Origin of the sequence: Flammeovirga sp. SubArs3, from assembly GCF_947387565.1 — a bacterium.
Lineage (GTDB): Bacteria > Bacteroidota > Bacteroidia > Cytophagales > Flammeovirgaceae > Flammeovirga > Flammeovirga agarivorans.
This window is the reverse complement of record NZ_CANDOA010000003.1, coordinates 643,473-656,632: the sequence shown is the minus strand read 5'-3', so window position 1 is coordinate 656,632 and position 13,160 is coordinate 643,473. Positions and strand designations below refer to the sequence as shown.

The following is a 13,160-nucleotide window of genomic DNA, read 5'->3' as shown; positions in this document are numbered from 1 at the left end:
AAATGTTAATTAATTTTAGATCATGTGATAATACAATATTATATTAAGTTACTCTTTTATGCGTAATTTTTTTATAAAATAGACTAGTATATATCTTCAATAAAGAAAAAAATGAGATTAACGTTTGTAATCAATAATTCTCTTAGAGATTTAAGGCAAAGTATACATAAAATAGGTCCTTTTATTTTTTCTATTGTGGCAGGCATTGGAAGTTTAGTCGCCATGATGACTTTTTCTGAGAATGTAAATAAAGACCTAGAAAGTCAGACCAAGGAATTATTAGGAGCAGACCTTGAGCTTAGAGCTAATCATATTTTAGAGGATTCACTATTGTCTCCATTTGCTTCTAAATCCGAGCAAATGGTTAAACAATACAATTTTGCCTCTATTGCTTTCAATCCTGAAACTAAATTAAATAGAATGGTTGATCTAAGGGCTCTTGAATTGGGTTTTCCATTTTATGGTAAGTTGGAAGTCTCACCTAAGAAAGCATGGACTGATTGGGAAAAAAGAGAGAAAATTGTTTTAGTAGATAGTATGGTTTTGCTTCAATTGCAAACAAAGGTTGGAGACTCATTACAATTTGGAAAAACTAAATTTAAAGTAGCAGGAATTATTAAAAAAGGAGTTGGGCAAAGTGCAATAATGGCAGCAACTGTACCTATTGTTTATTTCCCATTTCAATATCTTTCACAAACTGGACTGGTTCAAAAAGGGAGTAGGGTAAATTATAGATATTATTTTAAATATGGCGATGATATAGATTTCAATGCTATTGTAGAAACAGAAGATAAATTAATTGAAGAAAATGCAATTCGAATTGCCACAGCAGAAAATAATACCGCAAGGGTTGGCAGGTTCTTTAATGACATTGATAGTTTTTTGAAACTAGTCACTTTTGTCTCATTATTATTGGGTTGTATTGGAGTCTCTAGTGGTATCTATATTTACATCAAAGGGAAACTTCAGTCTGTTGCTATTTTGAGGTGTTTAGGAGCAACCTCTAGAGAAGCTTTTATGATTTATTCCATCCAAATCAGATTACTAGGTTTAATAGGTGGAATTTTAGGGGCGATCATTGGTTCTCTTGCACAATTATATTTTCCTGTTCTTTTTTCAGACTTATTAATGGTCAATGTATCCAATGATTTTTCTTTAGAAGCCTGTTTTTATGGTATTATACTTAGTGTAATTATTTCAATCCTTTTTGGTTGGTATCCTTTACTTCAAGTATTAAATGTTTCTCCAATATATGTACTCAGAAATGTTGAATTGTCTATTCAAAAGAATTCAAGGTGGAAACAAGTATTGCTTGTAGTATCTATCGGACTTTTTGTTTACGGTTTTGCGTATTGGCAAATGCAGGATTACATAAAGGCTCTAGTCTTTTTAATGTCAATATTGGTAGTCTTATTTATTTTATTCTTGATAAATACTGTTTTGATCAGATTATTAAAATCGTATGATCTTAGTGATTTTTCTTTTAGTTTAAAATATGGGATTTCTCAATTATTTCGTCCTAATAATCAAACATATATTTTAGGCATCACCATAGGTTTAGGTGTTTTCTTGATTATTTGTATGGTATCTGTCAGAGCTATTCTAATTGATAAGGTGGAAAATGTCGGAAAAGAAGGGGATGCCAATTTAGTATTTTATGATGTTCAAAAAACACAGGTAGAGCCATTATATGAACTAATTGAAAAAGAAAATATAAAGGTAGATCAAGATGCTCCAGTAGTCACTATGTCTCTAACGACTTTAAATAATGAGGATAAGAAAACAGCGTTAGCAGATTCCACAAAGAAAATAAAAAGGTGGGTATTCGATAGAGAATACAGAGTTACTTATAGATCAGAATTAAAAGATAATGAACAGACTGTCGAAGGTACTTGGGTTGGTTCCTCATCTTTTAACACTGTAGTACCGATATCAATTTCAGAAAATTTTCTAAAATCTTCAGGTATTAACTTTGGAGATACATTGGTATTTGATGTTCAAGGGTTTCCTATTACTACAACTGTTAGCCATGTTCGAGCAGTAGATTTTGCCAAAATGGAAGCCAACTTTGTGGTCTTATTTCCTTCTGGAGTATTGGAAAATGCACCAGCTTTTCATGTTTTGGCAATAGGAGTCAAGGACAAAAAGAAAATTGCTAAAATTCAATCTGACGTTCTTGAAAAATTCCCTAATGTATCAACAATTGATTTAGGCCTTGTCTTTTCTTCTCTCAATGATATATTGGATAGAGTAGCCTTTGTATTTCAATGGTTAGGAGGTATCTGTATACTTACTGGATTTTTGGTATTATGGAGTAGTATGTCTATTGGAAAATATCAAAGAAAAAATGAGGCTGGAATTTTAAGAACCTTTGGAGCAAAAAGAAAACATCTAGTTAGGATTTCCTTTGTAGAGTATTTTGCTATAGGTACAGTCTCGACGTTTACTGGATTACTTCTAGGCTGGATTGGAAGTTGGTTATTAGCATATTTTGTTTTTGATATGCCATTTTTTATAGCCTTGAGTGACAGTATGATAGTTTCCGTTTTGATTATCTCAATGACAGTTGCAATTGGAGTAATCTATATGCGATCTATTTCTAAAGTATCAGCATTACAAGTATTAAAAAATTAATCAATTGTATTGCTTACTTCAGATAATGACTTCGATGTTAGTTTAGCTTCTTGTACTTTTTTAGTGGAGTGATTGGTGCCTGTAATATAATGATGAGCACCCACTAAGAAGAATAAACCAACAATTAAAAAAAGAAGTTTAGCTTTCATTTTAAACGATAATATTATAAAAAATTGTTATTCACCCGATTCGATTCACAATATATTAAAAATCTTAAAAAAGATGTAAATATTTCGCGATTAGGTGTAAAAAAAACTCTTAAATCTATCCGAATAATAGATCTAAGAGTTTTTATTTATTCCTAAAGTAGAGTTTATACTACTTTTGACTTCTTCTCTTTAACTCGCTTTGAACTAATGTAAGCTCTCTACTTGCTTGTCCTGCTACTGAAGTATTTTCTTCAGCTCTTCTGAAAAGGTAAGGGAGTGCTTCTTTTACAGGTCCATATGGAAGATACTTTGCTACATTGTATCCTGCATGAGATAAATTAAAAGAGATATGATCACTCATACCGAACAATTGAGCGAAAAAGAAATTCGGGTGATCAGTGGTAATACCATATCTATTTAATAACTCTACTAAAAGTAGATTTGATTTCTCATTATGTGATCCAGCGCATAAAGCAAAACCTTTATGGTTCTCCATAATATATTCAAGAGCAGCATCGTAATCTTTATCAGTAGCCTCTTTTGAAGGTTGTACAGGATTACGGTAATTCATTTTTTGTGCTCTAGCTGCTTCTTTCTCCATGTATGCTCCACGTACTAATTTCACACCTAGGATAAAACCTTCTGTTTCTGCTCTTTCAAAATCTTCTTTTAACTGAGCCAACTTGCTATGTAAATACATTTGGTATGTATTATATACAATAGCTTTTTCTTTGTTGAATCTACGCATCATTTCTAATGCTAATTCATCAACAGGGCCTTGCATCCAAGTTTCTTCAGCATCAATAAAGATTCTTACATCTTTTTGATAAGCGGTTTCACAAAGTAGCTCAACTCTTTTGACTACTTTTTCCCATTGTTCTTGTTCATCAGTAGATAGAGCTTCTTTTGCGTGAACTTTCTCTAGTAAGCTGATTTTGGCAATACCTGTTAGTTTAAAAACAGAAAAGGGGATGTTTTTGTCCTTAGAAGATTCTTCGATGGTTTTTAAGATTTCTTCAACGGTTTGATCGAAGCTTTTATCAGTTTCAGCTCCTTCAACGGAATAATCTAGTATAGAACCAATGTTGTACTTACCTAGTACGCCAATAGTATTTGCACTATCTTCAATATTTTCACCTCCACAGAACTGTCTGAACAAAGTTTTCTTTACGATACCTTTGATGGGTAATCTCAAAGCGAATGCAAAGTTTAGTGCAGAGGTACCCAATTTAACCAATGCTGGAGAACCCATCATGGCAAAAAGCGCGTAAGTCTTTCTTAATTCGGCATCATTTCTCCACTCAAACGCTGTTTTAGTGTCCTGAAAATTAACTGTTGATGTGTCAACCATAGTTACGAATATTTATATGTTTTGTATGAGTTAGTTGTGTCTAGATAATAAAATGATGAAAGCGTGTTTTTTCGTATGATAACACAAAAGTAATGTAACATGTTATAATTTCTAGTACTTTTTGAATTGAAATCGCATAAATCTGTGTTAATTTTGACAAATAAACATCAATAATACTATGCAGAACAAAATTTCAGAGCTGATAAGAAATAGGAGATCCTTCTTTCCACATGAATTTATTGAGGGTGAGATACCTAAAGAAGATATATTGGAGATACTTGAGAATGCAAACTGGGCTCCAAACCATGGATTAACAGAACCTTGGAGATTCACAGTTTTTTCAGGAGAAGGTTTAAAGACACTTTCTCAAATTCAAGGTGAGGTGTATAAAGACAATACTCCTGAGGAAGAATTTCAACAGGCGAGGTATGAAAAATTGGTGAAATTACCCCTTCAGTCCTCTCATGTGATTGCCATAAAAATGAAGAGAGGTAATAATGCTAAAATTCCAAAAGTAGAAGAAATCGAAGCAGTAGCATGTGCTGTACAAAATATGGCCTTAACTGTTACGGCTATGGGTTATGGTGGATATTGGAGTACAGGTGGAATGGTCAAGTTTAAAGCATCAAGAGAATTCTTTGGTCTCAACACAGATGATGAGTTTTTAGGACTGTTTTACATTGGTAAAGTGGCAACTACAGAAAAAGAAGGGAAGAGAGGTGATTTATCTGAGAAAGTTACTTGGGTAAATGAATAATCTTTTACTACATTTGTGCAACCAAATAAAATCTGTTACGTTATTATAAACGGTTGAACAGATGATAATTTGTTCATATGTAACTTAATCTTATTTAAAAAAATGGGAAAAGCAGTAGAAATCACAGATGCTAACTTCGACGAAGTAGTATTAAATTCAGATAAACCAGTATTAGTAGACTTTTGGGCAACTTGGTGTGGACCTTGTTTAATGATGTCTCCAATTATCGAAGAATTGGCTACAGAAATGACTGACGCTGTAATCGGTAAGTTAGATGTTGATGCTAACCCTCAAGCTGCAGCTAAGTTTGGTATCCGTTCTATCCCAACAATGTTGGTATTCAAAAACGGTGAAGCTGTAGATAAGCACGTTGGTGCTGCTAGCAAAGCTGAAATCGCTGGTAAAATTTCTGCTCAGTTATAATTCAATTATAACTCAGAAATGAAAAGAGGCTGTCTCAAAACTTATTAGAAAGTTGAGACAGCCTCTTTTATTCATAAGTAAGGGCTATTCTTTTAGAAAGAGTAGCCCTTATTTTATTTAAAGAACAAACTAATTTATGCCATTGTGTGATATACATTTTGTACATCATCATCATCTTCAAGCTTTTCTAAAAGTTTATCTACTTCTGCTTGTTGCTCTTCGTTTAGTTCCTTTGTAACAGTAGGAATTCTCTCAAGACCTGACTTGATGATTTCATAACCACCTTCTTCTAAAGCCTTTTGTAATGAACCGAAGTTTGAGAATTCACCATAGATCACAACTTGCTCTTCTTCTCCTTCTCCTTCAACGAAAACTTCTTCAGCACCGAAGTCGATAAGTTCAAGCTCAAGTTCTTCAACATCAAGATCTTCTGCTTTTTTCACATTGAAGTGACATTTATGATCGAACATAAATTCCACTGAGCCTGAAGTACCTAAACTACCATTAACCTTATTAAAATAGCTGCGTACATTGGCTACAGTTCTGTTATTATTATCTGTTGCCGTCTCAACTAATACTGCAATACCATGTGGAGCGTATCCTTCGAATAAACGCTCATCATAATTTGAAGTATCTTTATCTGTTGCTCTCTTTATTGCACGATCAATGTTGTCTTTAGGCATGTTCTCCGCTTTACAGTTTTGTAAAACTGCACGAAGTCTAGAGTTTGTATCTGGATCTGAAGAACCACCTTCTTTAATTGCAATGACAATATCTTTACCCAAACGAGTAAACGTTTTTGCCATATGTGCCCATCTTTTTAATTTTCTTCCTTTTCTAAATTCAAAAGCTCTTCCCATTTCTCTTTTATATTGAATGTGATTTGACAAAAATAATAGATGAAAACTATTACTCTTAAAATTGATCTTTAATTTTCTTTAACCAAGTAATTGTTCAATAACCCTTGGGAAATAAAAGTGTTCTAACTTAAGAACTTTGGATGCAACTTCTTCTGGTGTGTCGTTTTCATCGATGGCTGTAGTCGCTTGCAAAATATATTGCCCTTCATCATATTTAGCATTACAATAGTGGATGGTAATACCAGATACTTTTTCTTTGTTTGCAACAACAGCTTGGTGAACATTTAAACCATACATTCCTTTTCCACCATAATTTGGTAATAAGGCTGGGTGTATGTTGATCACCTTGTTTTCAAATTGGTTTAAAATATTTTCATGAACTAGGAGTAAGAAACCAGCAAGAATTACATATTCTACTTTTTCATCCTTTAGGAAAGTTAGAACAGTATCATCACTAAAAGCAGATTTAGGGAAATAATGCCCTTCTACATCTAATTGCTTTGCTTTATCTAAGACTCCAGCATTTTTGCGGTTTGAAAGCACTACAAAGTTTACATTTGAATTGCCCTTGAAATGCTCTATAATTTTTAAGGCATTAGACCCCGTACCCGAAGCGAAAATTGCGATTTTTGTCATGATATAATTTAGTTTCATGCAAAGATAATCGCTGTGATTAATCTAGCAAGTGGGATTGAGGCATTAAAAAAGAGAATCACTAATTTTTAATGATTCTCTTCTTTAGAAAGGCTGAATTACTTCAACTCAATACCTGAAATCCCTAAAGATGCAGCTCCAAGAATACCAGCATTGTTACCTAATGTAGCTAATTGAATATTTAAATCTTTGGTATAATATTCAGGTAAAAACTCATTGATAACACTATACATGTTTAATTTTAAATAATCGAAAGTTTCTGATACGCCACCACCAATTAGAATAGTTTTTATGTCTAGAACTCTTACTAATGTAACAATAAGTTCTCCGACGTATTTACCCATATCATGGTAAACCTGTAAAGCTAGTTTGTCACCTTCATGAGCTGCGTTCGCAACTGCTTTAGCATCAAATTCACCAGAAAGAGTAGTTGGAATCTGTCCTTCAGCGATATATTTTTTTGCCATTGCAATAATGCCCGCTTTACCTATGTTCTGTTCGATAGTTTTTCCTGTAGACGACATGACATGGCCAACTTCTAATCCGTTGCCATCTCCGCCTTTAAATATTTTACCATTAATGACACAGCCTCCACCAACTCCAGTTCCTAGAGTGATAAAAATGTATGTCTTTGGTAAGGCTTCCAATCCAAATTCTAATTCCCCTAATGCTGCAGCATTTGCATCATTGTCCATTACGATAGGCAAAGTAGGGAAGTCTTTTTCAAGTACTTTTACTAATGCTTGATTGGCCAAAGCCGGAACATTAGGTAAGTCTAATGTAGATTTTCCATCGGCTGAAATAGTACCTGGAATACCTATACCTACAGAAGCAATGTCAGGAAATTTTTTTAGTCTTTTTGCAAGAAGTTTTGAGAAGTTGCCACAGAAGTCTCCACCTTCTGAAACTTCAATAGTGGGATATTTTTTCTTTTTGACAATGTTTCCATCGGCATCTACTACGCCAAATTTCACATTTGTTCCTCCAATATCTACACCTAAGAATTGCTTCATATTTTATGTTATTTCAGGGTTAAATTACTGTTGAACTATAATTTTAATAAATCATTTTGTTTTTTTCATTATGTACATGAAGTTTATTTCAGTTGATTTTATTAATTTACGATGATTTATCAGCTATGAAATGTTAATCAGAAGAATTGATCTGAAATATTTGTCTATTATTCTTTGTATTTTTTTATTTAGTAAATCTGTGCTTGCTGATTCAGAGCTTGATTCAGCCCAATATAAATATCTTGATACTTCGACAAAGAATACCGTTGACTTTTACCTAGAAGCAGGAGAGTTGGATAGTATGAAAATACTAATGGATTCACTGTACCAAAAAATTGGTGAGGAGAAATTCAATACAGATGCGTATTGGCTATTTTCTCGTTATTGCTTTTACTTTGAATATGCAGGAGAATTAGATTCAGCAGAATACTATTGTAAAAAGTCTCTAGAAATAGCTGAAAAGGAATTCGACCTGAAACAGATTTCAATCTCTAATGTAAATCTTGCTACTTTATACATTAATCAGGGGAGGACGGAAACGGCAATGAACCTCTTAAAGTTAGCCTATGAAATAGATTATCAATTGGATGATAAGGTCGATCTTGCTTTTACAATGAATAACATTGGGTATGTTTATTTACAGCATAAAGAATATGTTCAAGCTTTTGAGGTATTTGAGCAAATTTTAGATATCGAACTAGATTCTACTAATGAAGATCTTGATCATATAAAAAATACAGCCCTACTAAATATTGCAGACGTTCATGTGGCTTTTGAAGAATACACAGATTTAAGAAAGGTACTTCAACAGTTAGATAAGAATGGAAATTTTCGAAAAGAAAATAATTTCGAAGGCTTTATTCTACTTTCTCTATTAAAAGGTAAGTTGGCGATGGGTATGAAGGATTACCCTTTAGCAAAAAAGATCTTCTTAATCTCGGTCAGAGAATCTAATAAAAAGCAATTACCAATTCCAAAGTTAAATTCTTACCTAGAATTAGGTAATTATCATTACGAGCTAAAGGAATATAGTAGAGCATACGATGCTTTTGAAAAAGCATACATCATTACAAAACAAAATAGAATGTTGGATAGAGAGTATGAAGTGTCTCTCAAGTTAGCCCAAACATTGCGTTTTGTGAATAAGGACCAAGCCATTTATTTCTACGAAAAAAGTACCGTATTATCTGATAGCCTATTTAATAAACAAAAATTGGCGGCAGTGGCAGATATGCAAGCTTTTCATGAAGTAGAACAACAGAAAACAGAAAATGATGTTTTAAGAGAGATTGAATATATCAATCAGATAAAACTTCAAGAGAATAAGAACTTTTTAAGGCTTACAGTAATTATTGTAATGCTTCTTCTAGTATTTATTTATTATATCTTCTTAAGTCAAAGAAAAACAAAGAAATTAAATACTAAGCTTTCATCTATTAACAGTGAATTGGGAATAGCCAAACTGGAGATGGAAACAATGAATGAAGAGTTAATCGCTAAGAATGATATTTTAAAAGATACCTTAGAGCACTCTAAAGAGCAGGGGACTCAATTAAATTATCAGAACAACAAGATTAATAGCAGTATTAAGAGTGCTTTACTTATCCAATCGTCAATCTTAATCTCCAAAGATGTGATTGACAATGCATTTGAAAAGAACTTTATATTCAATCAACCAAAAGATATTGTTAGTGGTGATTTCTATTGGTTCTTTGAAAAAGATGGTTGGAAAATTTATGCCTGTGTCGATTGTACTGGTCATGGAGTTCCAGGTGCTTTAATGTCTATGATGGGCTCAAGTTTATTATATGAAATCGTTAGAGGTAATAAAATATATTCTCCATCAGAGATTTTAAAAGAGCTTAATAATTTAGTGGTGAGAAATCTCCAACAAGAATATAACGACAATAATGACGGCATGGATATGAGTATCATTGCTGTCAAAGATGATCATTTATATTTCTCTGGAGCTAAAAACCCTTTATATATTGTAAGAAATGGAGAACTAACAAAACTGCCAGGTACCCGTAAATCTATTGGTGGAGAAATGAATCATGTTTATGATGAACATACATGGGAGATCCAGAAAGATGATATGGTGTATATGGCTACTGATGGTTATCAAGATCAGTTTGGTGGAGTTAGAGCGAGAAAGTTTATGGTCGGTAAACTAAGAAGACTCCTGGAAAAAATTGCAAAAGAATCTCCTTCAAAACAACATGATATTCTTCAGTCTACAATTAATAGCTGGATGGCAGAAGCCAACTGGGAACAGATTGATGATATGATGATACTTGGAGTCAAGTTATAAAAAAACACCCTTCATGAATAATGAAGGGTGTTTTTTTAAAGGTCAAGTACTAATGATGGAGGTCTTCCAATTACGGCTTTATTATCTTTGATAACGATAGGCCTTTCTATTAATTTAGGAAAATCTACCATTGCCTGAATATATTCATCATCTGATAAGTCTTTACCTTTAAAATTCTCTTTGAAGATTGCTTCTCCTTTTCTTATCAATTCTAAAGGCTTAATGCCTAATAGATTAATGATTTCTGTGACTTCTTCCTTAGATGGAGTGTCTTTTAAATATTCTCTAATTTCAATGTCATTGTTCCCTTCTTTAAGAAGGTTGAGCGATTCTCTACTTTTAGAACATCTTGGATTATGCCAAATTTTGATCATGGTTTTTATGTCTTTAATTTAAACACGAAGCTAACCATTCTCAGCTAATTTTCATTGACATTATTTGATAAAAAAGGAGAGGATTGGGTTGACATTATATCACTTCCAATTCTAGATCCTTTTCAAATCGGCTATAATCAATTCGCATTGGTTTATTTTTATCATTCAAAGCAACAAAAATAAATACGCTTTCCATCACCTTTTCTCTACTGTCTGAATACATATCCTCAGCGTACATTTCAATAATAACACGAAGTTTGATGGGGTCAGCCTTTTCAACTTTTCCAATTACCTCAACAATACTGTTGGGAGAAATGGACTTTAAAAACTTGATATCTTCTGTTTTTAAAGTAAACATTTTTTGTCTAGTGAAACGAGTTGCTGTTATATAGGCTACTTCATCCATCCATTTCATTGCTTCTCCACCAAATAAGGTGTTGTTAGCATTTAATGTATTAGGAAAAATAGCTTTACATTGTCTAGTGACTGTTTTTCTGATTCTTTCTTCCATACCACATATCAAAATATTGGCATGTAAGTTAAATACATTTTGTTTGATGTTAAATTTATTAGTGAGTATTTATTCACATAATTACGATTTCAAAAAAGTCACTAAAACTAATTTTTTAGAGTTAGTGGCAGATATATTCTTTTTTGTCAAGTAATTACTTTGAGATAAGCTGGTAAATTTCTTGTTGTGACAAGCTTCTACTGTAGATTCTATATTCATCAATAGCTCCTTCAAAATAGGCTACATTTACTCTATTAGGGTTTTGTGGATAGGCATATGTTTTTCCGATCAGTAGTTCGTAGTGATTTCCTAACATTTTACCTTCCTCAACAAAGTGTTCAGAAACTAAGGTGGTATTGATGTAGTTTTTAAAAACCTTTCCATCAAAAGTGGATGTAATTAGAATCCAATCCCCAGATTCATGTTTATATAGATATCTAGCATCTAACCAGGTATTATCCTGGAAAAATAGTGTCCACCCAAAACCACCATTCCGAGGGTGATATTGCGATCTTGTAGTATACAATACTAGGTAATCATTTACTGTAGGGAAGGTGCCTGGAGATTGTCCAAAAATCCCTGTATACTGAACATCAAAAGTGGATGGTTTAATCCAAGCAGATAATGTAAATTCCTTATAATCTCGTACAAGGGCATCTCCACTTAAAAAGGCATCAGAACCGTTTAAGTAAATGGCAGAGGCTTCTTTTCCCTTACGGTCCTGAACATAGTCAATAGAACCATTTTTAGTCAATTCAATGCCATTTTCAGAATAATCAGAAGTGGATCCATCAAAAGGAAGATACAACTGTAACCCTTTGGATAGATAATCTACAATTTCGAAACTGAAGCTAGAATATCCAAAGTCATTAAGCTCCCCTAAAGTAGCTTCGATTACTTCCAGTGTAATTGTGAGAGAATCATTAGTAGATACATTGAATTTTAAAGGGAGAGGTTTTGAGACTAAATGAGAAAAATCAGAACCTTGTTTTGGAGTTAAATAGATAGCTTCATCATTTTCATTCATGACTACAAAGTCTGTAATCGAATATTCTCCAACTTCTAAGGTTAGTTCTTCTGATAAATATGAACCACCAACATTAATAATATCCAGTGATTCTAGATGATAAACACTTTCTTCACCTTGGGAAATTGAGATGGCAAAAGAGGCTGCTTCTCCTTCAAGAGATCTGGCTGAGGAGGAGTTTTCTGAAAATGAAAATTTCACTTTTTGTACAGGTGAGCTTTTCTCTGATTCTGTTGTACATGAAAAAAAAGATACAATAGATATTATTGCAAAAAATAGCTTGCTTAGTTTTACCATTGGTGATAGAATTGTGTCATTGAATAGTTTACTTGATACTAAAATTACTGATTTAGTTTAGTATTTCAAAAATACCTTTTTATTACACCGTTGATATTAAATCTGCTAAGTTTATTCAATTCTTTCATGAAAACTCGTGGTGATTTGTTATACTTGTTCTCTTTTAAATTATTAAACTCTCATCGATTTTTAAATCTATATTCCATAAACTGAACCGTGAAAAATCAACTAGAACAAACTCAAAGTATTCTCTATTTAGGTTACATCTTCCTTGTTATTTTAGGTATTGTAAATGAAACGCTATTCTATGGCCAGTTTGATATTAATATCTTAGAATATGCTGACATATTAGATGTTCTATTAAGTCCAATATCAAGATTGACATCAAATAAAGTCTTAATGATCATTTCTCTCTTAACTGTTCTAGGTGTAATATTTATCCCTCGACAATTAGGTAAACTGAAGAACAAAGCGTGGTTTACAAAACTATTTAATATTAAAAATCCAGAAGAAAACTTAGAGACTAAACTTCTTTCAGTGTTAACAGTATCTTCTGTTATTTTCTTTTTAGGCTTTTTTGTTGGAACAGGATTAGGGAAAGGTGAGCGTTTGCAAAAAAGAATGAACGAAAAGACAATCGAGTATAATGATAAAGTTTTATTTCTTGATGGACAGACTTTAAATGTTGAGATAGTTGGGAAAAATAGTTCGTACATTTTCTATGTATTAGAAGGAGAGGATAATATACAAATCTCACCTATCAATGGAACGGTAAAAACATTGACGATTCAGCCTTAGT

The 13,160-nt window shown here is 32.7% G+C and carries 13 protein-coding genes; 5 read left to right on the top strand and 8 right to left on the bottom strand.

Features of this window, described 5'->3' with window-relative positions:
- The first annotated feature begins 111 nt into the window (after nucleotides 1-111).
- Entirely contained in the window at nucleotides 112-2,634 is a 2,523-nt protein-coding gene (locus tag QL232_RS11775; protein ID WP_281614263.1) for an FtsX-like permease family protein, read from the top strand.
- Here QL232_RS11775 and QL232_RS11770 read toward each other — a convergent pair.
- Nucleotides 2,631-2,783: a hypothetical protein gene (locus QL232_RS11770; protein ID WP_168883347.1), complete on the bottom strand. Its 153-nt coding sequence runs from the start codon at nucleotides 2,781-2,783 to the stop codon at nucleotides 2,631-2,633. The genes QL232_RS11775 and QL232_RS11770 overlap by 4 nt on opposite strands.
- A gap of 169 nt (nucleotides 2,784-2,952) precedes the next feature.
- On the bottom strand, nucleotides 2,953-4,134 hold the full coding sequence (locus tag QL232_RS11765; RefSeq protein WP_281614262.1) for a proline dehydrogenase family protein: 1,182 nt from the start codon (nucleotides 4,132-4,134) through the stop codon (nucleotides 2,953-2,955).
- Between the two features lie 178 nt (nucleotides 4,135-4,312).
- Between QL232_RS11765 and QL232_RS11760 the strand changes: the two genes are divergently transcribed.
- Together QL232_RS11760 and trxA are read left to right on the top strand one after the other, a co-directional pair.
- Nucleotides 4,313-4,891, top strand: coding sequence for a nitroreductase (locus tag QL232_RS11760; RefSeq protein ID WP_281614261.1), 579 nt, complete (start codon nucleotides 4,313-4,315; stop codon nucleotides 4,889-4,891).
- A gap of 102 nt (nucleotides 4,892-4,993) precedes the next feature.
- Nucleotides 4,994-5,314: a thioredoxin gene (trxA, locus tag QL232_RS11755; protein WP_168883344.1), complete on the top strand. Its 321-nt coding sequence runs from the start codon at nucleotides 4,994-4,996 to the stop codon at nucleotides 5,312-5,314.
- 134 nt (nucleotides 5,315-5,448) lie between these two features.
- Here trxA and QL232_RS11750 read toward each other — a convergent pair whose 3' ends face one another.
- The 3 genes from QL232_RS11750 to QL232_RS11740 form a co-directional block, all read right to left on the bottom strand.
- Complete coding sequence (locus QL232_RS11750) at nucleotides 5,449-6,174, bottom strand: YebC/PmpR family DNA-binding transcriptional regulator (RefSeq protein ID WP_281614260.1); 726 nt, start codon at nucleotides 6,172-6,174, stop codon at nucleotides 5,449-5,451.
- Nucleotides 6,175-6,252: 78 nt separating this feature from the next.
- The gene (locus tag QL232_RS11745) at nucleotides 6,253-6,810 is read right to left on the bottom strand and encodes a phosphoribosylglycinamide formyltransferase (RefSeq protein ID WP_168883342.1); all 558 of its coding nucleotides are present in this window, start codon (nucleotides 6,808-6,810) and stop codon (nucleotides 6,253-6,255) included.
- 116 nt (nucleotides 6,811-6,926) lie between these two features.
- Entirely contained in the window at nucleotides 6,927-7,841 is a 915-nt protein-coding gene (locus QL232_RS11740; RefSeq protein WP_281614259.1) for an ROK family protein, read from the bottom strand.
- Between the two features lie 130 nt (nucleotides 7,842-7,971).
- Here QL232_RS11740 and QL232_RS11735 point away from each other — a divergent pair, with 130 nt between their 5' ends.
- Complete coding sequence (locus QL232_RS11735) at nucleotides 7,972-10,152, top strand: SpoIIE family protein phosphatase (protein ID WP_211093309.1); 2,181 nt, start codon at nucleotides 7,972-7,974, stop codon at nucleotides 10,150-10,152.
- 35 nt (nucleotides 10,153-10,187) lie between these two features.
- Here QL232_RS11735 and arsC read toward each other — a convergent pair whose 3' ends face one another.
- The 3 genes from arsC to QL232_RS11720 all read right to left on the bottom strand — a co-directional run bounded on the left by arsC (nucleotide 10,188) and on the right by QL232_RS11720 (nucleotide 12,265).
- Entirely contained in the window at nucleotides 10,188-10,526 is a 339-nt protein-coding gene (arsC, locus tag QL232_RS11730; protein ID WP_281614258.1) for an arsenate reductase (glutaredoxin), read from the bottom strand.
- A 94-nt stretch (nucleotides 10,527-10,620) separates the two neighbouring features.
- Complete coding sequence (locus tag QL232_RS11725) at nucleotides 10,621-11,037, bottom strand: hotdog domain-containing protein (RefSeq protein ID WP_168883338.1); 417 nt, start codon at nucleotides 11,035-11,037, stop codon at nucleotides 10,621-10,623.
- A 154-nt stretch (nucleotides 11,038-11,191) separates the two neighbouring features.
- Nucleotides 11,192-12,265, bottom strand: a complete 1,074-nt coding sequence (locus QL232_RS11720; protein ID WP_281614257.1) for a LamG domain-containing protein — start codon at nucleotides 12,263-12,265, stop codon at nucleotides 11,192-11,194.
- Between the two features lie 312 nt (nucleotides 12,266-12,577).
- Here QL232_RS11720 and QL232_RS11715 point away from each other — a divergent pair, with 312 nt between their 5' ends.
- Nucleotides 12,578-13,159, top strand: coding sequence for a hypothetical protein (locus tag QL232_RS11715; RefSeq protein ID WP_281614256.1), 582 nt, complete (start codon nucleotides 12,578-12,580; stop codon nucleotides 13,157-13,159).
- Nucleotide 13,160: the final 1 nt, after the last annotated feature.

Coding starts and splice junctions, on each gene's coding strand:
- QL232_RS11725 (WP_168883338.1), bottom strand. CDS start 11,037: ATGGAAGAAAGAATCAGAAAAACAGTCACTAGACAATGTAAAGCTATT.
- QL232_RS11745 (WP_168883342.1), bottom strand. CDS start 6,810: ATGACAAAAATCGCAATTTTCGCTTCGGGTACGGGGTCTAATGCCTTA.
- arsC (WP_281614258.1), bottom strand. CDS start 10,526: ATGATCAAAATTTGGCATAATCCAAGATGTTCTAAAAGTAGAGAATCG.
- QL232_RS11775 (WP_281614263.1), top strand. CDS start 112: ATGAGATTAACGTTTGTAATCAATAATTCTCTTAGAGATTTAAGGCAA.
- trxA (WP_168883344.1), top strand. CDS start 4,994: ATGGGAAAAGCAGTAGAAATCACAGATGCTAACTTCGACGAAGTAGTA.
- QL232_RS11765 (WP_281614262.1), bottom strand. CDS start 4,134: ATGGTTGACACATCAACAGTTAATTTTCAGGACACTAAAACAGCGTTT.
- QL232_RS11770 (WP_168883347.1), bottom strand. CDS start 2,783: ATGAAAGCTAAACTTCTTTTTTTAATTGTTGGTTTATTCTTCTTAGTG.
- QL232_RS11740 (WP_281614259.1), bottom strand. CDS start 7,841: ATGAAGCAATTCTTAGGTGTAGATATTGGAGGAACAAATGTGAAATTT.
- QL232_RS11735 (WP_211093309.1), top strand. CDS start 7,972: ATGTTAATCAGAAGAATTGATCTGAAATATTTGTCTATTATTCTTTGT.
- QL232_RS11760 (WP_281614261.1), top strand. CDS start 4,313: ATGCAGAACAAAATTTCAGAGCTGATAAGAAATAGGAGATCCTTCTTT.
- QL232_RS11750 (WP_281614260.1), bottom strand. CDS start 6,174: ATGGGAAGAGCTTTTGAATTTAGAAAAGGAAGAAAATTAAAAAGATGG.